This is a genomic window from Streptomyces sp. NBC_01465 (assembly GCF_036227325.1).
Classification (GTDB): Bacteria; Actinomycetota; Actinomycetes; order Streptomycetales; family Streptomycetaceae; genus Streptomyces.
Genome location: NZ_CP109467.1, coordinates 5,304,943 through 5,325,082, shown reverse-complemented (window position 1 = coordinate 5,325,082; position 20,140 = coordinate 5,304,943). Strand labels below are relative to the sequence as shown.

18 protein-coding genes and 1 other RNA gene are annotated in these 20,140 nt (G+C 70.4%); 4 read left to right on the top strand and 15 right to left on the bottom strand.

The features are described from left to right. Positions 1–31 precede the first annotated feature (31 nt). On the bottom strand, positions 32–1,030 hold the full coding sequence (locus OG707_RS25115) for an ArsR/SmtB family transcription factor (RefSeq protein WP_329122000.1): 999 nt from the start codon (positions 1,028–1,030) through the stop codon (positions 32–34). Between the two features lie 19 nt (positions 1,031–1,049). Between OG707_RS25115 and OG707_RS25110 the strand changes: the two genes are divergently transcribed. Beyond that, a complete protein-coding gene (locus tag OG707_RS25110; protein ID WP_329121998.1) occupies positions 1,050–2,381 on the top strand; it encodes an MFS transporter in 1,332 nt (443 codons plus the stop codon). Positions 2,382–2,458: 77 nt separating this feature from the next. After that, complete coding sequence (locus OG707_RS25105; RefSeq protein ID WP_329121996.1) at positions 2,459–3,067, top strand: anthrone oxygenase family protein; 609 nt, start codon at positions 2,459–2,461, stop codon at positions 3,065–3,067. On the opposite strand, the gene OG707_RS25100 is transcribed toward OG707_RS25105, so the two are convergent. From OG707_RS25100 to OG707_RS25065, 8 genes are all read right to left on the bottom strand, one after another. Further along, positions 3,016–4,164 (bottom strand): uroporphyrinogen-III synthase, encoded by a 1,149-nt coding sequence (locus tag OG707_RS25100; RefSeq protein WP_329121993.1) that lies wholly within the window; start codon positions 4,162–4,164, stop codon positions 3,016–3,018. The two genes, OG707_RS25105 and OG707_RS25100, sit on opposite strands and share 52 nt — an antisense overlap. A 76-nt stretch (positions 4,165–4,240) precedes the next feature. Continuing rightward, positions 4,241–5,584 carry a nitrate/nitrite transporter gene (locus tag OG707_RS25095; RefSeq protein ID WP_329121991.1) on the bottom strand — a complete coding sequence of 448 codons (1,344 nt, stop codon included), beginning with the start codon at positions 5,582–5,584 and terminating at the stop codon, positions 4,241–4,243. A gap of 132 nt (positions 5,585–5,716) precedes the next feature. After that, entirely contained in the window at positions 5,717–6,529 is an 813-nt protein-coding gene (locus OG707_RS25090; RefSeq protein ID WP_329121989.1) for a pentapeptide repeat-containing protein, read from the bottom strand. A 25-nt stretch (positions 6,530–6,554) separates the two neighbouring features. Then, positions 6,555–7,982 carry a hypothetical protein gene (locus tag OG707_RS25085; RefSeq protein WP_329121987.1) on the bottom strand — a complete coding sequence of 476 codons (1,428 nt, stop codon included), beginning with the start codon at positions 7,980–7,982 and terminating at the stop codon, positions 6,555–6,557. Positions 7,983–8,037: 55 nt separating this feature from the next. Beyond that, complete coding sequence (locus OG707_RS25080; RefSeq protein ID WP_329121985.1) at positions 8,038–9,243, bottom strand: acyltransferase family protein; 1,206 nt, start codon at positions 9,241–9,243, stop codon at positions 8,038–8,040. Continuing rightward, positions 9,240–11,342, bottom strand: a complete 2,103-nt coding sequence (locus OG707_RS25075) for a bifunctional polysaccharide deacetylase/glycosyltransferase family 2 protein (protein ID WP_329127966.1) — start codon at positions 11,340–11,342, stop codon at positions 9,240–9,242. The genes OG707_RS25080 and OG707_RS25075 overlap by 4 nt, the downstream gene beginning before the upstream one ends. Before the next feature lie 39 nt (positions 11,343–11,381). Further along, positions 11,382–12,077, bottom strand: coding sequence for a hypothetical protein (locus OG707_RS25070; RefSeq protein ID WP_329121983.1), 696 nt, complete (start codon positions 12,075–12,077; stop codon positions 11,382–11,384). A gap of 170 nt (positions 12,078–12,247) precedes the next feature. Beyond that, positions 12,248–13,201: a LysR family transcriptional regulator gene (locus OG707_RS25065; RefSeq protein WP_329121981.1), complete on the bottom strand. Its 954-nt coding sequence runs from the start codon at positions 13,199–13,201 to the stop codon at positions 12,248–12,250. Between the two features lie 359 nt (positions 13,202–13,560). Between OG707_RS25065 and OG707_RS25060 the strand changes: the two genes are divergently transcribed. Next, the gene (locus OG707_RS25060; RefSeq protein WP_329121979.1) at positions 13,561–14,817 is read left to right on the top strand and encodes an MFS transporter; all 1,257 of its coding nucleotides are present in this window, start codon (positions 13,561–13,563) and stop codon (positions 14,815–14,817) included. Between the two features lie 32 nt (positions 14,818–14,849). After that, positions 14,850–15,845 carry a LacI family DNA-binding transcriptional regulator gene (locus OG707_RS25055; RefSeq protein ID WP_329121977.1) on the top strand — a complete coding sequence of 332 codons (996 nt, stop codon included), beginning with the start codon at positions 14,850–14,852 and terminating at the stop codon, positions 15,843–15,845. Here the strand turns inward: OG707_RS25055 and OG707_RS25050 are convergent. The 6 genes from OG707_RS25050 to ftsE form a co-directional block, all read right to left on the bottom strand. Beyond that, a complete protein-coding gene (locus tag OG707_RS25050) occupies positions 15,834–16,034 on the bottom strand; it encodes a hypothetical protein (protein WP_329121976.1) in 201 nt (66 codons plus the stop codon). The two genes, OG707_RS25055 and OG707_RS25050, sit on opposite strands and share 12 nt — an antisense overlap. A gap of 128 nt (positions 16,035–16,162) precedes the next feature. Continuing rightward, positions 16,163–16,551, bottom strand: a transfer-messenger RNA (tmRNA) gene (gene ssrA / locus OG707_RS25045). 81 nt (positions 16,552–16,632) lie between these two features. Next, on the bottom strand, positions 16,633–17,121 hold the full coding sequence (smpB, locus tag OG707_RS25040; protein ID WP_329121974.1) for an SsrA-binding protein SmpB: 489 nt from the start codon (positions 17,119–17,121) through the stop codon (positions 16,633–16,635). An 18-nt stretch (positions 17,122–17,139) separates the two neighbouring features. Then, a complete protein-coding gene (locus tag OG707_RS25035) occupies positions 17,140–18,345 on the bottom strand; it encodes a S41 family peptidase (RefSeq protein WP_329121972.1) in 1,206 nt (401 codons plus the stop codon). 67 nt (positions 18,346–18,412) lie between these two features. Continuing rightward, a complete protein-coding gene (gene ftsX / locus OG707_RS25030) occupies positions 18,413–19,333 on the bottom strand; it encodes a permease-like cell division protein FtsX (RefSeq protein ID WP_329121969.1) in 921 nt (306 codons plus the stop codon). A gap of 9 nt (positions 19,334–19,342) precedes the next feature. Then, on the bottom strand, positions 19,343–20,032 hold the full coding sequence (gene ftsE, locus OG707_RS25025) for a cell division ATP-binding protein FtsE (protein ID WP_329121967.1): 690 nt from the start codon (positions 20,030–20,032) through the stop codon (positions 19,343–19,345). Positions 20,033–20,140 lie beyond the last annotated feature (108 nt).

Sequence of the window (20,140 nt, the reverse complement as noted above, 5' to 3'; positions counted from 1 at the left end):
CTCCATCCTTGCGCACCGGGCGGGGCGACGCTCAAGCGCCACGAGGGCGGCAGAGTCCGTCACCGAGCTTGCTCCTGCGGTAGCGCACGCTGCGCCCGGTCCGGGCCCGTACCAGGAGCCCCGCGTCGAACAGCAGCGACAGATGCTGGCTGACCGCGCCCGGTGTGACGCCGATCCGCAGCGCGAGTTCCGTGGTCGACGCGGGTTCGGCGAGGAGCAGCAGGATCCGGGCGCGCGGGGCGCCGAGGAGCCGGGTCAGGGTGTGGTCGGCGACCGGGGGCGGGGGTTCGGTCTCGCCGAGCTGGGCGCGTCCGCGCGCCGGGTAGAAGAGGGCGGGCGGCAGCTCGGGGGTGCAGAGCGGCTGGGCGCCGCGTGCGAAGAGCGTGGGGGTGAGGACCATGCCGCGCCCCGCGACGGCCACCTGCTCGCGCCACCAACCGCCGTCGCGGTAAGGGGAGATGAGGCGCAGTACGGCGTGTTCGCCGTCCCAGGTGAGCCGCGGGTCGAGCCCGGCGAAGAGCGCGTCGACGCCTTCCTCGGCGAGGACCCGGCCCCGGTGCGCGAGGTCCGCCTCGAAGACCGCCTGGGCGCGCGGCCACCAGGCGTCCGCGAGGCAGTCGGTCCAGTACGACTCCAGGGCGTCGGCGGTACGGGCGAGGACCCGCTCCGGGTCGCCGGCCAGTACGGCGGGCAGCGGTTCGCCGTCGCTGTACGCGTCCCGCAGCCCCGAGGCGACGACGGAGCTCGGGGTCGCCCGCAGCAGGGCCAGTTCCTCGGCGAAGGTGGGCCGTGCGCGGCTGGGGCGCGGTGTCAGGAAGTCCGGTATCCACATCCGCCCGGTGAGCATGGCGTCGAGGATCTCCAGGTCCTGGCGGTCGTAGGCGCTGCGCATACGCCGCAGCCAGGGCCGCTGGAACGGGTAGCGCACCGGGTCGCGCCAGGCCCGCAGCGAGAACGCGGCCTCCTGGAGCGGCGAGTACGCGAACGACGTACGGGCCAAGTCGTCGACACCGAACAGGAACTCGATCATTTAGTGTCACACTAAATCAATGCCGATCGCGGCGGCAGTCGTCTGGGATGTGGCAGTGACCACTACGCCTGCCGCCCCCGCACCCGAGACCGCCGCACCAAAAGCCCCGCGCCCCACCCACCTCGCCGGCTTCCTCCCCGCCGACCCGGTCCTGCGCCGCCTCTCCCTGCTCACCCTCCTCAACGCCTTCGGCCGCGGCCTGGTCTTCCCGCTGATGGTCCTGTACTTCACCCGCATCGTGGGCCTGTCCACCACCTCGGTCGGCGTCGGCCTGACGATCGCCGGAGCCTGCGGACTGTTCGCGGGGGTTGCCGCGGGCCGGGCCTCCGACCGCTTCGGCAGCCGCCCGGTCCTGACCGCCCTCTGGCTGGGCTGCGGCACGGTGATGGCCTCGTACACCCTGATCAGTTCGTACGCGGCCTTCCTCGTCGCGGTGATCTTCTTCGCGGTCGCCAACCAGTCGAGCACCGGGGTGCGCAGCGCGCTCTACGCGGACGTGATGGACCCGGCGACGCGCGTCGAGGGCCGGGCCCATCTGCGCATGGTGACCAATGTGGCGATGGGCATCGGCGGCGCGCTGGGCATGCTGGCGCTGCAGTCCGACACCCGGACCGCGTACACGGTGATGCTGCTGATCAACGCGGCCTGTTTCTCCGGCGGTGCGCTGCTCGTGTGGCGCCTGCCGGTGCGCCGCACGGTGGCCCAGGCGGTCGCGGAGTCCGGCGAGGCGGTGAGCTGCTGGCGGGCCGTCCGCGACCTCCCGTTCCTCGCCGTGACCGTCCTCAACGGCGTGATCACCCTCCAGTACGGCCTCCTGGAGGTCGGCCTGCCGCTCTGGGTCGTGCAGAACACCGACGCCCCGCGCTGGTCGGTCGCCCTGATCGCGATCCTCAACTGCGCGCTGGTGGCGCTGCTCCAGGTCCGTGTCACCCGCCGGATCGACGATCTCCCGCGCGCGGTCGGGGCGATGGGCCGCGCGGGCGTCCTGCTCGGGCTGGGCTGCCTGGTCTTCGCCCTCACCGCCGGCCTGTCCCCGCTCTGGGCGGTCGCGGTCCTCGCCGTCGGCGCGGTGATCCAGGTCTTCGCCGAGGTCCTCTCGGCGGCGGGCGGCTGGACCATCGGCTACGAACTGGCCGACGCCCGCGCCCAGGGCGTCTACCAGGGGGTGTACTCCACCGGCTTCTCCGCCGCCACCATGGCGGGCCCCGCCCTGATCACCCTCACCGCCATCGACCACGGCACCGCGGGCTGGATCGTGCTCGCGGTCCTCTTCACCGCAGCGGGCCTCGGCTTCGCGCCCGCCGTGCGCTGGGCCCGCCGCGACGGCGACTGGCGCGGCGAACCGGCCTGAGGGCCATGGACGTTCGCGCATGGAGGTGAGCGTCTGGGCCATGTCGATCGGGCCCGGAAGCCGCTTGACTGGCGTACATGACACAGAACACGCACCACACCACACAGCAGCAGCAGCAGCAGCGGAAGACCAGCACCGCCGGCCTCGTCCTCGGGGTCGCGCTCGTGCTGACAGGGATCGTCTCGGGCGTCTGGTACGCGTACTCGACGTCGGTGATGCTCGCCCTCGGCGACGCGGGCGACCGCACCTTCATCGACGTCATGCAGCGCATCAACGACCGCATCGAGAACCCGGTCTTCTTCCTGGCCTTCTTCGGGGCGCTGATACTGACCGGCATCTCGTACTGGCAGCTGAGGAAGTCCGCGGCCCGCTGGTGGGTGCTGGCCGCGCTCGTCCTGTACGCGGCCGTCTTCCTCCTCACCTCCGGCGTGAACGTCCCCCTCAACGACGAGCTGGCACAGGCAGGGAACCCGGCGCGGATCGCCGATCCGGCCGCCGTACGCGAGAAGTTCGAGGGCACCTGGGTCGCGTGGAACCACGTACGCGGCGTGCTCACGATCGCGGCCGTCGGCTGCCTCGGTCGGGCGCTCTTCCTCTACGGGCGGTACGGGAAGAACACGCGGCCCGCGCCGCTTCAGGAGCCCGCGTACTTCTCGTCCGCCGCCGGATCCAGCGCGAGCCGGTAACCCCTCTTGACCACCGTCTGGATCAGCCGGGGCGCTCCCAGGGCCGCCCGCAGCCGGGTCATCGCCGTCTCCACGGCGTGCTCGTCGCGGCCGGAGCCGGGGAGCGCCTTCAGCAGGTCCGCGCGCGAGACGACCCAGCCGGGGCGGCGGGCGAGGGCGCGCAGGAGGGACATCCCGGCGGGCGGCACGGGACGGAGGTCGTCGTCGACGCAGACCGCGTGTCCGCGGATCTGGACCCGATGCCCTGCGATCGGCAACAGGCGGGCGCGGGAGGGGAGTTCGCCGCAGACGACCTGGACCAGCGGGCCGAGCCTGAAGCGCTCCGGCTGGACGGTGTCGATGCCCACGGCCTGCAGCGGCAGCGCGGTGACGGGGCCGACGCAGACGGCGAGCACATCGTGCTGGAGCGCGGCCAGCAACTCCCGTTCCATGCCCCGGACTTCGGCCCGGGCGAGAAGGGACGCGGCGGCGGGCGCGCTGGTGAAGGTGAGGGCGTCGAGCGAGCGGGCGACCGTCGCGTCGAGGAGCCGGTCCAGCGGCCCTATGTCCTCCGGCGGCATCCACCGGTACACGGGTACGGCGACGACTTCGGCGCCCCCGGCCTCCAGCGCCTCGACGAACCCGGGCAGCGGCTCCCCGTGCAGCTGGATGGCGACCCTCCGCCCGTCGACACCCTCCCCGAGGAGCCGGTCGAGGACCTCGGCCATGGACTCGGAGGCGGGCGACCACTCCTCGGTGAGACCGGCGGCCCGTATGGCGCCCTTGACCTTGGGCCCGCGGGCCAGGAGTTCGACCCGGCGCAGTACGGCGAGGAGCTCGTCCCCGACCCCCCAGCCGTCGGCCGCCTCGACCCAGCCGCGGAAGCCGATCGCGGTGGTGGCGATCACGACGTCCGGTGCGTGGACGATCAACTCCTTGGTGGCGTCGAGGAGTTCGGTGTCGTCGGCGAGCGGGACGATCCGCAGGGCGGGCGCGTGCTGCACGACCGCCCCGCGCCGCTCGAGCAGCACCCCGAGCTCCTCGGCCCGGCGGGCGGCCGTGACGCCGACCGTGAATCCCGCCAGGGGCCGGGGTGCGGTTGTTTCTTCGTCTCGCATGATGGTGAAGCGTCCCAAGGGTGCGTGACGGGTTCGGTTCGCGGGGATTTCGGCGCTGTTACGACTGTCCCGCCGACTACACCTCGGCGTAGCTGAGCTGCGGAGTTGCCGCCGTGGCGGGTGCGGTGCGACGGGATCCGCGAAGGTATACCGCCCAGGTGACCGCGAAACACGCTGCGTAGAAGGCGAGGAAGGAGACGAAGGCCGCCGTCCCGGTGCCGGCCGTCTGGAACGACTGCCGGAACGCGAGGTTGATGGCGAGCCCGCCGAGCGCGCCGACCGCCCCGATGAGCCCCATGGCAGCCCCGGACAGCCTGCGACCGTGCGCGGCCGCCGCCTCACCGGTCATGCCCTGCGCCAGGGCCTTGGTCTGGAAGATCCCGGGGATCATCTTGTACGTCGACCCGTTGCCGAGGCCGCTCAGCACGAAGAGCGCGATGAAGCCGACCAGGAAGATCCCGAGGGACTTCTGCACGGAGGCGTAGATGACGACCGAGGTGGCCACCGCCATGGCCGCGTAGTTCCACAGGGTGATCCGCGCCCCGCCGTGCCGATCGGCGAGCCAGCCGCCGACGGGCCTGATGAGCGAGCCGAGGAGCGGGCCGATGAAGGTGAGCGACGCGGCCTGCAGCGGGGTGCGGCCGAACTGGGTCTGCAGGACGAGACCGAAGGCGAAGCTGTAGCCGATGAAGGAGCCGAAGGTCCCCACGTACAGGAAGGACATGATCCAGGTGTGCGGGTCGCGCGCGGCGTCCTTGGCGGCGCCGGTGTCGTTCTTGACGGGCGCGAGGTTGTCCATCTTCAGCGCGGCGAGGACGGCGGCGAGGACGATCAGCGGGATGTAGATGCCGAGCAGGATGCGCGGGTGGGTGGCGCCCGCCGTACCGATGACGAGGAGACCGACGAGCTGGACGACGGGGACACCGATGTTGCCGCCGCCCGCGTTGAGGCCGAGCGCCCAGCCCTTCTTGCGCAGGGGGAAGAAGGCGTTGATGTTGGTCATGGAGGAGGCGAAGTTCCCGCCGCCGACACCGGTGAGGGCCGCGACGACCATGAAGGTCGTGTACGAGGTTCCGGGCTTCATGACCGCGTAGGCCGCGATGGTCGGCACGAGCAGGAGGGCCGCGCTGACGATCGTCCAGTTGCGTCCGCCGAAGCGGGCGACGGCGAAGGTGTACGGGACGCGGGCGATCGCTCCGACCAGGGTGGCCATCGAGATCAGGAAGAACTTGCCGGCCGGGTCGACCCCGTACTTCGGCCCCATGAACAGGACCATCACCGACCACAGCGTCCAGATGGAGAATCCGATGTGCTCGGAGAGGACGGAGAAGAGCAGATTGCGGTTGGCGATCTTCTCCCCGCCCCCCTTCCAGAAGGTCTCGTCCTCCGGGTCCCACTGCTCGATCCAGCGGCCACTCATCACGCCTCCACGGGGGGTGTTGTCCGTCCGATGACAGACAACTGACCGTAGGGACCTGGGGTTTCGGGTTCGTGGCTGTACGTGACCGGCGCGCAACCTTGCGCTCACCCGGGAGCGGAAGGGACGGTGAGGTCAGCCCCAGTGCGCCGGGCGCACGAGCGCCTTGGGCAGCTTGGTGACGGAGTCGCCGCGGGCCGCGTTCAGCTGCGGCTGGGTGAGGAAGAAGGCTCCGGTGAGGTCCGCCCCGGCGAGGTTGGTGTCGCGCAGGTCCGCGCCGATGAGGTCGGCGGTACGGAGGTCGGCGCCGGAGAGGTCGGCGGCGATGAGATAGGCGCCCCGGAGGTCGGCGCCGCGCAGATCGGCCTTGCGGAGACGGGCGCCCATGAGGTCGGCGCCGCGCCGGTTCTTCTTCTTGCCGGGGTTGCCGCGGACGAGCGAACTGGCCTTCAGGAGAAGGGCGTTGACCTTCTGCCGCTGGGCGCCGACGTCGAGGGCGGCGAGCGCGTCGGGCCCGAGGAGGGTGAGGGCCTCGGTCTCGTCGCGCAGAAGGCGGAGTTCAGGGTGGAGGGGGCGGGCGGGCTCCAGGGCCAGGGCCTCGGTGACGTAGAAGAGGAGCTCGTGGAGCTGGCGTACGACGGGGAAGACCCCGAACATCTGCGGCGCGGTGTCGGGGGCCTGCCGCCAGTCCTTGGAGCCGAAGGTGACCTGGGAGACCTTCTGGCCGGCGCCGAAACAGTCGTACACCGTGCAGCCGGAGAAGCCCTGGTCGCGGAGGCGGGTGTGGATCCCGCAGCGGAAGTCCTGCTGGAGGTTGGCGCAGGGCTTCCCGGCGGGCTTGGTGACGGCGAAGTCGGCGGAGACGGCGAAGGGAAGGGCCACGCAGCAGAGCCCGAAGCAGTTGGCGCAGTCACCGCGGAGGGCGGCGGGGGCGGGGGCTTCGGTCATGGTGCGGGGCCCTTCGGGGTGCGGGTCAGGCGGGGTGCAGGACAGTCTGCCGCAGGGCGCGGGTGAAGTCCTCGACGCCCTTCCTGTCGTGCTGGTCGAAGTCACTGCCGGCGAGCATGACCGTACCCATGCTGCCCTTGTCGCCCCAGGTGCAGGCGCCCATGACTTCACCCGTCGGATAGGTGGCGGTCAGGCAGCGCATCCAGCCGCCGTAGGCGCCGGGTGCGGCGTCCCACCGATCGGACGTCGTCGGGACCAGGCCGCCCTGCAGGGCGTCCAGGAAGCTGTCGACGTCGCGGGCCGACATCTCGTGCATGTCTCCGTGCACGCCGAACAGGACCGCTATGGTCCCGGCGGGCTCCCCATCCGGATCGTCCACGTAGACCTTCCTGAACGACTCGATGCCCTCCCGGCCCAGGTCTCCGCCCAGCTCCGAGTCGAGGGTGTCCAGGATCGGGGCGTCCACGACCTCCTGCAGCCCGCGGAAGGTGTCCGGCACCGAGGCCGTGTAGTGCGGGTACTCCCGGTACTGGGCGTTCTGCCACACGCCGCTGCCGACAGCCGCCGCCAGGAGCACGGTGAGCGCCGCCGCCATCTGCAGCTGATCACGCCTGGTGTACCCGGGCACGGGTGGCAGCAGCGAGGCCTCGTCCTCCGCCGACTCCACAGCCCCGGAGGGCAGTTCACGTCGTACAGCACGCTCCCGGGCCCCCTTCAGCAGCCGCTTCAGCGCCACCCCCGGCACCGAAAGCAGCACCCCCGCGCCCATCACCCACCATGGCAGCCGGAACACCGGCACGGCCAGCAGCACCGCGACGTACAACACCAGCAGCACCAGGGCGTACGTCCCGGGCGCCCGCACGATGAACCGCAACAGCCCCCGCCCGCGGCGCTCCAGCGCCGTGAGCGTCTCGTCCAGTACGGCAAGACGCGCGTCCAGCGGCCGGGCAGCGGCCAACTCCCGTACACGCTCCCGCTCGCCCGCGCCCCGCCGGATCACCCGCTGCGCCTCGAGTCTCTGCACCCGCACCGCGGACGGCGGCTTCGGTCCGCCCGACCCGCCGCCACCCGCGGTCTGCGCCGCCTGAAGCGCCTGCGGCGAATCGGGGGCCAGCTCCCGGAGCCGGGCCGCCAGCTCACCGCGCAGTCGGTGGCGTACCGGACGCTCCATGTAGTCCGCCCGCGCGCACAACTCCGCATACGCGGCCAGCAGGTCCAGATCGTCCGGGAAGGACGCGAGCCCCTCCTTGAACACGGCCTCCGCCCGGTCGTCGTGGTCGTCGTCGTCCTCCGCCGCGTGGGCCCGCCCCAGCACCGCGTACAGCCCCGCGTCGGACCCCTCCCCGGAGAGCCCGTCCCGCGCGGCCCCCCGTGCCTCGCTCAACCGGCCCGCCCGCAGCAGCGCCTCCGCTTTCGCGCGCGCCGGTATGACCTCAGTGCTCTCGTCCTGCATGTGCGCTGTTCCCCACCCCTGGTTCAGCCGCCGATCCCCTCGGCGGCTCGCGCCACTATCGCCCGGGGCTTCCTGCCTGGTCAACCAGGGTTTTCTTGCCCCCACCCGTCGGCCACAGCCGCGGCCGCCGCTTTGCCGCGACGTCCTCGATCCACCCCACGGCCAGGATCATCAGCCCGATGAGCGGCCAGACCAGAACGAACATCAGCACGCTCGACAGGGAGGTGAGCTGGGCGTCGAAATGATCGTCCAGCCAGGGGATGTTGTACAGCTGGTCGATCAGCGGCACCGTCGCCATGATCAGCGTGTTGTGCCAGAGGTAGATCGTCACCGCCCGGTTGTTCGACAGAGTGATCCACTTGTCGAACTTGGCGAGTCTGCCCGGCAGTTGCTGCCACGAGGGCGAGTACGCGAGCAGGATCGCGCACGCCCCGAACGACCACGCCGCCTGGGCGAGAGGAATGTCGTTCAAGTCCCAGCCGTCGGGCCCGAGATGGCCCGAGGCCCACCACAGACCGAAGACCATCACCGGGACGGCACACGACACCAGGAAGTAGCGCGGCACCCGCTGCAGCAGCCCGTCCTGGTGGGCGAAGCCCAGCATCCAGCAGGAGCCGAAGACCGCGAAGTCCGTGAGCGCGAGCCCCGGTTCGCCGGGAACCGAGACCAGTCCGGTGGAGAGCAGCGCGGTCAGGCCGAGCGGGGCGAGGAGCGTCGGCCACGGCATCCGGCGGAACGCCTTCAGCAGCAGCGGGGAGAGCAGCACGAACCACAGATAGGCGCGGATGTACCAGAGCGGGCCCACCGCCTGGTCGGGCCAGGTGGCGTCGAAGAGCCCGCCGTCGTCGCCGAGCGTGTCGGGGTAGCCGGGGGCGCCGACCGGCAGGACGTACATCAGCAGTTTGGTCCACGACGGCCGCCACCCCGCGTACAGCATCGTCGTCAGCATCACCGCCCCGAACGCCCACATCGGCGGCAGCAGCCGCCGCAGCCTGCCGCGGACCACGCCGAGCGCGGGGCGCGAGAGGGAGCGGGCCATCAGGGAGCCGGCGAGGGCGAACATCACACCCATGGACGGGAAGACGACCGACAGCCAGCCCCAGCCGAACAGGTGGTAGAAGACGACCCGGAAGAGGGCGACGGACCGGAGCAGGTCGAGGTAGCGGTCGCGGCCGGGGGCGGCGGCACGCGCGGCGGGCCGCTCCGCCTTGTGGCTGCGGCGGGCGGCCGGGACGCTGACGTGGCGTTGCGTACTGCTCATGCGACCGGCCTCCGTTGCGGGATCGAGCCCGGCGCCTCGACCACTCCGGTACGGCGGAGCTTCTGCCAGCGCAGCCGGCCGCCGGTGAGAGCGGTGATCCACGACTGGAGCAGCACGACGTACATCAGCTGCCGGTAGAGGATCTGCTGCAGCGGGAGCGAGACGAGATGGGTGAGCCGCTCGCGGTCGAGCCGGAAGGCGTACGCGGCACAGACGGCCTGCAGGGCCAGAACCGCCCCCCAGGCGGCGGCAGTTCGGGCGGTGGGCCCGAAGACGAGGCCGTACAGGAGGAAGACGTCGATCAGGGGCGCGAGCAGCGGGGCAAGCACCATGAAGAGGGAGACGAGCGGCAGCCCGACCCGTCCGAAGCGCCCGGACGCCCCGCTCTCGACGACCGCGTGGCGGTGCTTCCAGATGGCCTGCATGGTGCCGTACGACCACCGGTAGCGCTGCGACCAGAGCTGCTGCACGGACTCGGGGGCCTCGGTCCAGGCGCGCGCGTTCTCCGCGTACACGACGCGCCAGCCGTCGCGGTGCAGCGCCATGGTGATGTCGGTGTCCTCGGCGAGGGTGTCCTCGCTCATGCCGCCGACCCGGTCGAGGGCGTCGCGGCGGAAGGCGCCGACCGCGCCGGGGATGGTGGGCATGCAGCCGAGCATGTCGTACATGCGGCGGTCGAGATTGAAGCCCATGACGTACTCGATGTGCTGCCAGGCCCCGATGAGCGAGTCGCGGTTGCCGACCTTGGCGTTGCCCGCGACGGCGCCGACGCGCGGGTCGCCGAAGGGCTGGACGAGTTCGCGTACGGTCGACGGCTCGAAGACCGTGTCGCCGTCCATCATCACGACGAGGTCGTAACGGGCGTGCGCGATCCCGTTGTTGAGGGCGGCGGGCTTGCCCGCATTGCGCTGGCGCACGACTCTCACGTACGGCATCCGGAGCGCGTCGACGATGTCCGCGGTGCCGTCGGTCGACCCGTCGTCGACGACGATGATCTCGATGCGGTGATCGCTCGCGGCGAGGGAGCGGACCGTGTTGGCGATGCATTCGCGCTCGTTGTACGCGGGGACGACGACCGAGACGGGCCGGGTGACCTCGGGCCCCCAGCGGAATCCGCGCCGGCGCACCCGCCGCGCGTGGACGGCGGCGAGGATCAGCATCAGCCCGAAGCGGACGAAGACCAGGACGCCGATGACGGCGAGGCAGACGACCAGGATGTCGGTGGCACGCTCCGAGACGCCGACGACGGTGACGAAGGCCTTGCCCTTCCAGAGGGCGAGCCCGGTGACCGGGGTGTGCGCGCTGGGGGCGCCGAGCGCATCGGTGAGATTGGTGAACTTGTAGCCCTGCGCCTGGAGTTCGGGCAGGAAGCGGTCGAGCGCGGCGACGGTCTCGGCACGGTCGCCGCCCGCGTCGTGCATCAGCACCACGGCGCCCTTGCCACCGGCGGGCGTCGCATTCTCGACGATCTTCGCGATGCCGGGCTTCTGCCAGTCCTCGCTGTCGGTGGAGTCGAGCGCGGTGATGTATCCGCGGCTGCCGACGTACTGGATGACCGGCCAGTTCTCGTCGTCGATCGCGTCGGCGAAGGAGGAGTACGGCGGCCGGAAGAGCGAGGAGCGGATGCCGGCGGCGCCCGCGAGGGCGAGCTGGGTCTGGGAGAGCTCCCAGTCTATGCGGCTCTTCGACTGGTAGGAGAGATCAGGGTGGTTGAAGGTGTGCACCCCCACCTCGTGCCCTTCGTCGACCATCCGCCGCACGAGGTCCGGATAGCGCGAGGCGTTGGCGCCGGTGACGAAGAAGACCGCATGCGCGTGGTGCTTCTTCAGCTCATCCAGGATCTTCGGCGTCCACTTCGGGTCGGGCCCGTCGTCGAAGGTCAGCACCAGCCTGTGGTCCGGGATCTGCAGGCTGGTGGGGTGGGACCGGGAACGTGCGTCGATGACCGGTCCGCCGTCGAGGATCCGGTCGGGCACCTCCCCGGTCCCTGCTTCGGGGCGGATCCGGTGGTCCGGAACGATCTCGTTGTGGACGTATCCGCGGACGAGCAGCATCGCGAAGAGCGCGACCAGAAAGAGCGGCGGCAGCAGCAGCCGCATCGGGAACGTGCGCCGTGCGGCGGCGCGTCGGCCTGTCACTTACGGTGCTCCCGCCGCGGGAGGAGCGGGCGGCGACGATTCGACGGGCGGCGGGCTGGAGCTCGCGCTGGGCCCGGGATCCGGCGAGGCCGAGGCCGACGGGCTGGCCGCGGGGGCCGAGGACTGGGATCCCCCCGGCAGCGGCCCCGCGACGTCCGGGCTGCCCTTGGCGGTGGGCTGCTGCCCCGGTTTGGCGGGGGCGGTGGCGCCCGCGCCGGCCTTGCCGCTCGCTGCGGGGCTCGCGGCCGCGGTGCCGGTGGGGGTGGCCGCGCCCGGCGTACTGGCGGCGCCGTACGTACCGGACGTCTGGCCCGGGGCTGCGACCGCACCCTGCGAGGCGTCGGCGTTGGGCGGGATCCGTACCGTGTCCGCGGCCTTCTTGCCGTCGTCGGAGGGGCCCGGGATGAGCAGCCAGGGCGCGCTCGAATTGCCGCCGAGGACGGTGGCGACGAGCATCACCGCGTAACAGGCGCAGACGATCCCGGCGAGCCATCCGAGGCGCCGGATCTTCCGCCCTCTGCGCCCGCTGGCGTCGACGAAGACGGGCCCCGCGTCAGGACTCTCGCCCACGACGGACTCGAGCGTCTCCTCGACGGACGATTCCGCCAACTCCCGCCCGAGACCGTCCCGTTGGACGGTCACATCGGGCGGCTCGTACATGTGCCCGAACTGGGCGCCTTCTTGCCATTTGTCCACCACTGCTGAACGCACTCCCCCCAGGCCCTTGTCGCATGCGCGTCATGGCCCGGACACTCACCGCCCGGCAACGGAGTCCCCACCCCGTGCGAGCGCCCCTATCCCTTGTGAATCCGGACCGCGAATGTAGCGCACCACCACACCCGCCTGACGCCAGTGTCCACACTTGCTCACATGTACGTCCGGTCAACGACCGGAATCCACGCTCCCGGGGGCCGCTTCAGCCACCCGCGCTCGGCGACCAGCGCATCTGCGGCCTCTCGAATCGCATCGAGTGCCGGATGCCGCAAACCTTTTCGCCATACGAGGGAGATCGGGGACAGCGGCACGGGATCCACGAGGGGCCGCAGCACCATGCCCTCGACGGCGATGAACTCGGTGCTGGCCAGCACGGACCACCCCCGCTTCCGGATGACGCGCACGAACTCCTCCGCGCCGTCGATCTCGGGATAGGGCGCGGCAAGCAGGATCCCCCGCCCGTCGAACAGCCGCTCGGCGAGGTCGGTCCACTCGGCGGTGGCGGGATTGCCGGCGGCGGCGTAAAGGGTCTCTCCACTGAGCGCACCGAGCGGAACCTGCTCCAGGGCGGCCAGTGGATGCCCGTCGGGAAGGAGGACGGCCATCCGCTCGTAGCGGAGGGGCCGGTGCTCCAGCGCGCCGCGCAGCGCCTCGGGAAGCCCGGCGATGCGCCCGGCCGACACATCGAGCCGCCCGGCGGCGATCTCGGCGGCGGCCCCGGTGAGCCCACTGTGAAAGCGGGCGACGAACTCGAGGCCGGGAGCCAACTCCCGTACGTGCTGAAGGAGTTCAAAGGCGGTCCCGACAGGAGCCCCCACATCGACGAGGAGCGGCCGCACCCCGTCGGCCCAGGCGGCGGAGAGCTCGTCGTAGGCGCCGAGGACGCGACGGGCGTAGGGCAGGAGGCGCAGACCGTCCTCGGTGAGGGAGACCTGCCGGGTGGTCCGCACGAAGAGCACACACCCGAGCTCACGCTCGAGCCGCTGGATGTCACGGCTCAGGGCTTGCTGGGCGACATAGAGGCGGGCGGCGGCGCGGGTGAAGTGAAGGTCCTCGGCAACGGCGAGGAAGGCGCGGAGCAGCCGGGGGTCTATGTCGTGGGGCACGGGCTGAATTTATCGCGAGCAAGATCCGCGCACTGGGCGCGTACCAGCCCACGCCGACCAAAACCCTCCCGCGCTTCCAAGCCCACGCCGGGCAAAATCAAGCCCCTCCGGCGATTGAGGAGCGGGGGTCCGGGGGCAGAGCCCCCGAATCGGGGGCGCAGGGGGCGCAGCCCCCGCACACCACACCGGGGCCAGGGGGTCTGGGGCGCAGCCCCAGTTTCGGGAAGGGGCGGGATTGGGGACCTGCTCCGCGCAGCGGCACCCCAGGCCACACCCGCCCCCGGTTAACAACCCACCCGCGTAAATCCGCCCCGAACAGGTGTTGGACCAAGCCCGCACCCCACCCCGACCCTTGATCCATGCCGCAAACGACCACCACAACACCCCCCACCACCCCCACCCGCACAACCCCCGTCACCCCCTACCGCCGCCTCCTCTCCACCCCCGGCGCCCGCGCCTTCACCCTAGGCAACCTCATCGCCCGCCTCCCCATGGGCATGTTCAGCGTGAGCGCCGTCTTCATGATCGCGAGCGCCCACGACTCCTACGCCCTCGCAGGCGCGGTCACCGCCACCGGCCTCGCAGCCACCGCGGCCGTCGCGCCCTGGACCGCCCGTCTCATCGACCGCCACGGCCAGGCCCGAGTAGCCGTCCCAGCAACCCTGTTCGCCGCCCTCGGCTCCCTCGCCCTCCTCCTCTGCGTCCACTTCGACGCCCCCACCTGGACCCTCTTCCTCTCCTACGCGGCGACAGCCACCACCCCCAACACCGGCGGCATGTCCCGCGCCCGCTGGGCCCACCTCCACCGCGACGACCCCGCGACCCTCCACACGGCCAACTCCTTCGAGCAGGCCGTCGACGAACTCTGCTTCATGACCGGCCCGGTGATCGCCGCCTTCCTCTGCTCGGCGCTCTTCCCCGAAGCAGGAACCCTCATCGGCGCGATCCTCCTCGTCACCGGCATCCTGACCTTCGCCGCCCAGCGCTCCACCGAACCCCCGCCCACCGCCCGCACCACAACCACCCGCTCCCCGATCCGCACCCCCGGCTTCCCCGCCCTCCTCGCCGTCTTCCTCTGCACGGGCGCGGTCTTCGGCGCGATGGAGGTCACGACGATCGCCTTCGCCGACGCCCAGAACCACAAATCATCGGCAGGAGCGGTCCTCGCCCTCCAAGCAGCCGGCTCCTGCGCGGCAGGCCTCCTCTACGGCACCCTGCGCCCCTCCCCGAACGTCCCCCGCCGCCTCCTGGCCTGCCTGGCCGCGATGACGGCCCTGATGACGGCGCCCCTCACAGCAGCCAGTACGACCACCTCCCTCATCCCCCTGGCAGCCGCCCTCCTCCTCGCAGGCGCGGCAACGGCCCCCACGATGGTCACCGGCATGACGTTGGTCCAACGCCTCACCCCCCAGGGCCAGTTGAACGAAGGGATGACCCTCGCAGTCACCGCACTTCTGGGCGGCATAGCGACAGGCTCAGCGACAGCGGGCCACCTCATCGACAGCACCACCCCCGCCACCGCCTTCCTCACCCCGGTCGCCGCGGCAGCCCTGGCCCTGCTCCTCTGCGCACTCACCGTGACCCGCGCCGACAAGCGCCCCATCCCCGAGGACTAGGCTCTGTCCGACCGGTCGAACAGGGGGCTCCCATGGTGAAGATCACGGACGTGGCGCGGCATGCAGGGGTCTCCCCCAGCACGGTCTCGTACGCACTGAGCGGCAAACGCCCCATCACCGAGGACACCCGACGCCGCATCGAGGAGAGCATCCGCGAACTCGGCTACCGCCCGCACGCCGGCGCCCGGGCCCTCGCGAGCAGCCGTACGAACGTCATCGCGCTGATGATCCCCCTCCGCGCGGGCGTCCACGTCCCGGTGGTGATGCAGTTCGCGGCCGCGGTCGTCACGGCGGCCCGCGCGTACGACCAGGACGTCATGCTCCTCACCCAGGAGGAGGGCGAGGACGGCTTGCGCCGGATGGCCGACACGGCCATGGCCGACGCGACGATCGTGATGGACGTCCAACTCCACGACCCTCGCGCCCAGTTGCTCCGTACGCTCCCCCTCCCCTCGGTCCTGATCGGCTTCCCGGCCGACCCCTCGGGCCTCACCTGCGTCGACCTGGACTTCCGCGCGGCGGGCGAGGCCTGCGTCGACCACCTGGCCGCCCAGGGGCACCGCAGGATCGCCCTGATCGGCTCGCCCCCCGCCGTGTACGCACGCGAGACCGGCTTCGCCGAGCGCGTGGTCCAGGGCTTCACCACGGCGGCCGGCCGCCACGGCCTCACCACGTCGTTCCACCCCTGCGAACCGACTCCGGAGGCGGCACAGGACCTGGCCCGCCGCCTCCTGTCCGAAAGTCCCGCGCCCACGGGCCTGGTGATCCACAACGAGCCCCTGATCAAGCCCCTGACGGAGGCGTTCCACTCCCTGGGCCTGCGGATCCCCGAGGACCTGGCCCTCACGGCGATCTGCCCCGACGAAACAGCCGAGCAGGCCCCCGTCCCCGTCACCTCGGTCGCGATCCCGGCGACGGAGGTCGGTGAGAAGGCCGTAGAACTCCTGATGCGAAAGCTGGACGGCGTACCCGTCCCGGGGGCAACGCGCCTCGCGCCGCGCCTGACCCGCCGCGCCTCAAGCCGATGAGGGCTTGACCCCGGTCGCCAGCCATTCGTCGCGCACCGCGACCGGCGTGGCATTGATCGTCGCCAGGGCCTGGGCGCAGACCGCTCCGAGCATCGCGTCCGAGACCCCGTTGTCCTTCATCGCGTCGATCATGGCGTCCCAGGTCACCGGGTCGAGCTCGCACAGCGCCTCAATACCGGCCTCACCCATGATTCCTCCAGTCTCACGCCCCCTGGAACAAGCCTCACGTACACGATCCCGACCGGCAACCGGTGCCCGCGCACAACGAAAAAGACCCCGACTGCCGAAACAGTCGAGGCCTTTCTCTCACATGGGAATTGTGGAGATGGCGGGAATCGAACCCGCGTCCAACGGTGCAAAAGGAGGGCTTCTCCGAGCGCAGTTCACTGTGATTTTCTCGGCCCCGGTGATCTCGTGAACAAGTCTCCGACGGGCTCAGTCACTGTTTGATTTCCCGTCTCACCCCGTGACCGGGCGAGACGGTTTAGTCCCCTAGATTATGCCAGGATCCGGGTCGGGAACACTCCCGGGCTGACACCCATTAAGGGTCCCTCACTCACTGCTTATTAGGCAGCGAGGGCGAAGGACTGGGAATCGCTCTTGGAATTGGCGATTATTGGTTGCGACATATGGTTTACGAGATCATTGCCGCTTCCTCGGCTCGCTTCCCCTGCTTCGACATCCGCTGTCGAAACCGATCATCCCCATGTTTTTTTATCAAAGCACGCCCCTCGCGGGGTGCGCTGCTGCCATGGTACGCGACCCGGGCCGCCCCATGCCAGATCTTTTAGCCGTGCTGGCTCCGCTGCTGCCTGCGCACCGCCGCGACCGCCCGGTTCGTCTCGCGGGTGTCCTGCTTCTCGCGCAGCGTCTGCCGCTTGTCGTACTCCTTCTTGCCCTTGGCCAGCGCGATCTCGACCTTGGCCCGGCCGTCCTTGAAGTACAGAGCGAGGGGCACGATCGTGTGACCCGACTCGTTCGCCTTGGACTCCAGCTTGTCGATCTCGGCCCGGTGCATCAGCAGCTTCCGCTTGCGCCGCGCGCTGTGGTTGGTCCAGGTGCCCTGGGTGTACTCGGGGACGTGGACGTTGTGCAGCCACGCCTCACCGTTGTCGATCTGGACGAACCCGTCGACCAGCGAGGCCCGCCCCTGCCGCAGCGACTTCACCTCGGTGCCGGTCAGTACGAGACCGCACTCGTAGGTGTCCAGAATGTGGTAGTCGTGCCGCGCCTTCTTGTGCTGGGCGACCAGCTTCCGCCCTGTTTCCTTAGCCATAGTGCGAACAGTTTCGCACTAGGACCCACCCCCGAGGCCACTCAATACTGTCTCGGCTCTCGCCTCGGCCCGATCGCCCGCCACCAGGTCGGGCGTGATGCCCACCCCGTCGACCGCATGACCGGCCGGAGTGCGGTAGTGCCCGACGGTCAGCTCGGCGACTGAACCGTCCTGCAGCCTGCTCGGCATCTGCACCGAGCCCTTGCCGAAGGTACGGGTGCCGACCGTGATGGCCCGCCCCAGGTCCTGCAGCGCACCGGTCAGCAGCTCGGCGGCGCTCATCGTGCCGCCGTCGACCAGGACCACCAGGGGTCTGACGGTGTCACCGCCGTCCTCCGCGTACAGCGCGCGCTGCTTGCCGTGGACGTCGTACGTGGCGACCAGACCGCCGTCGAGGAAGGCGGATGCGGCGGCGGTGGCCTCCGTGACCAGCCCTCCGGCATTGCCGCGCAGATCGAGCAGTATGCCGCCGGCCGACTCCTCCACGGCGTCCCGTACCCGCTCGCCCGAGCCCTTGGTGAAGGCGGTGACCTTGATCATCGTGGCGCCGTCGGCCAGGGACCGCACGGTCACGGCCTCGGTCGAGAGCCGGGCCCGGCGGAGCGTTCGCGTCCAGGTGTGGGTGCCGCGCTGCAGCCCGAGTGTCACGGGCGTACCGGGTGAGGCGGAAGAGCCCTTCGCACCCGAGGTACCGGAGTCGCCGTCCCCGCGCAGTTCCGAGACAACGTCGGTGACAGGGCTGGCGTCCACGCGCCGGCCGTCGATCGTACGGATCCGGTCCCCGGCCCGTACCCCCGCCAGCGCGGCGGGCCCGCCCGGCTGGACGGTGGAGACCTCGATGCGCCCGTCCCCCGCGCGCCGCGCGCCGAGCCCGACGCCCGTGTACGTACCGTCCAGGGCTTGTTCGAACTCCTCGTACTCCCCGCGGTCGTACACCGCGCCCCAGCGGTCCCCGCTGCGGCTGACGACCTCCTCGGCGGCCTCCGTACCGGACTTGCCGTCGGCGACGGCGTCCGCTGCGGCCTTGTCGAGGGCCTGCGGGGAGACGGTGCTGGGGGTGGAATCGGCGACGTTGCGGGTCCGGCCGGACGGCGGCGATTTCACGTCGTCCCGGGGCCAGGCGTTCGTCGCGGCGGAGGCGGCGAGGACGCTCGCGAAGACCAATGTCAGGGCCGCCCCGCGGCGGGAGCGGCGGGGCCTGGAAGCGAATTCCGGGCCGGACATGGCGACCACTCTAGGCCAACCCCGTGCGCCGTACGGCTCGTTGCCCGTACGACGCACGGGGTGTCGGTCACACCTTCAGGTACTTGCGCAGCACGAAGGAGGCGGCCAGCGCCGGCATCAGCACACTGATCGCGAGCACCAGCGGGAACTTGGTGATGACCTCGCTCCAGCCGATGAAGTGGATCAGGTTGAGCTTGTCCTGCAGCATCAGCCCGTGCGAGACGGTGAAGAACCGCCCCGCGGCCAGCATGCCGCAGGCGACGACACCGCCGATGAGCCCCGCGACGGCGGCCTCCATGATGAACGGCGTCTGGATGTAGAAGCTGGACGCACCGACGAGCCGCATGATGCCGGTCTCTCTGCGCCGGCTGAAGGCGGAGACGCGCACGGTGTTGATGATGAGCATCAGCGCAATGACCAGCATCAGCCCCATCACGGCGAACGCGGCGACCTTCATGCCGTTGAGCAAGGCGAAGAGATTCTCCAGAATCCCTCGCTGGTCCTGGACGGACTGCACACCGTCCCGCCCTGCGAACGCGGTCGCGATCACCTTGTACTTGGACGGGTCCTTGAGCTTGACGCGGTACGACTCCTGGAGCTGGTCAGGGGTGATGGACGACGCCATCGGAGTGCCCTTGAACTGGTCCTGGTAGTGCTTGTACGCCTCGTCGCTGGACTCGTACGTCACCGTCTCGACAAGATCGGTCATCTTGTCCAGGTCGGCCTTGATGGCGGTCTTCTGCGCCTCGGTGACGGCACCCTTGGCACACTTGGTGAACGTCTCCGCATCGCCCTTGCTGCACAGGTAGATGGAGACGTTGACCTTGTCGTACCAGTAATCCTTCATCTTGTTGACCTGGTCGCTCATCATGAGCGCCCCGCCGAACAGAGCAAGGGAAAGAGCGACGGAAACGACGACGGCGAAGGTCATCGTCAGATTGCGGCGGAGACCTACGCCGATCTCCGACAGGACGAACTGGGCGCGCATGGCGTCCTTTCAGTGCTGGTAGCCGTACACGCCGCGCGACTGGTCGCGTACGAGACGGCCCTTCTCGAGTTCGATGACGCGCTTGCGCATCTGGTCGACGATCTGCTGGTCGTGGGTCGCCATGATGACGGTCGTCCCGGTCCGGTTGATCCGGTCGAGCAGCTTCATGATGCCGACGGACGTCTGCGGGTCGAGGTTTCCGGTCGGCTCGTCCGCGATCAGCAGCATGGGCCGGTTGACGAAGGCGCGGGCGATGGCCACGCGCTGCTGCTCGCCACCGGACAGCTCGCCCGGCATGCGGTCTTCCTTGCCGCCGAGACCGACGAGGTCGAGGACCTGCGGGACGGCCTTGCGGATCTCGCCCTTGGGCTTGCCGATGACCTCCTGCGCGAAGGCCACGTTCTCGGCGACGGTCTTGTTGGGCAGCAACCGGAAGTCCTGGAAGACGTTGCCGAGCTGGCGGCGCATCTGCGGCACCTTCCAGTTCGACATCCGCGCGAGGTCCTTGCCCAGGACGTGCACCTGGCCTTGGCTGGCGCGCTCCTCACGCAGGATCAGCCGCAGGAAGGTCGACTTGCCGGAACCGGAGGACCCCACGAGGAAGACGAACTCTCCCCTCTCGACTTCGAGGGAGACGTCGCGCAGGGCGGGGCGGTTCTGCTTCGGGTAGGTCTTGGAGACGTTGTCGAATCGGATCACAGGTGCACCACGGTCGGCCGGGAGTAGGTGTGCGTGACCTTACGCGAAGCAGATGCGCCCCCGCAGGCGGCGTATGGGGATGCGTGTTATGTCCCGTAATGGAGCAGC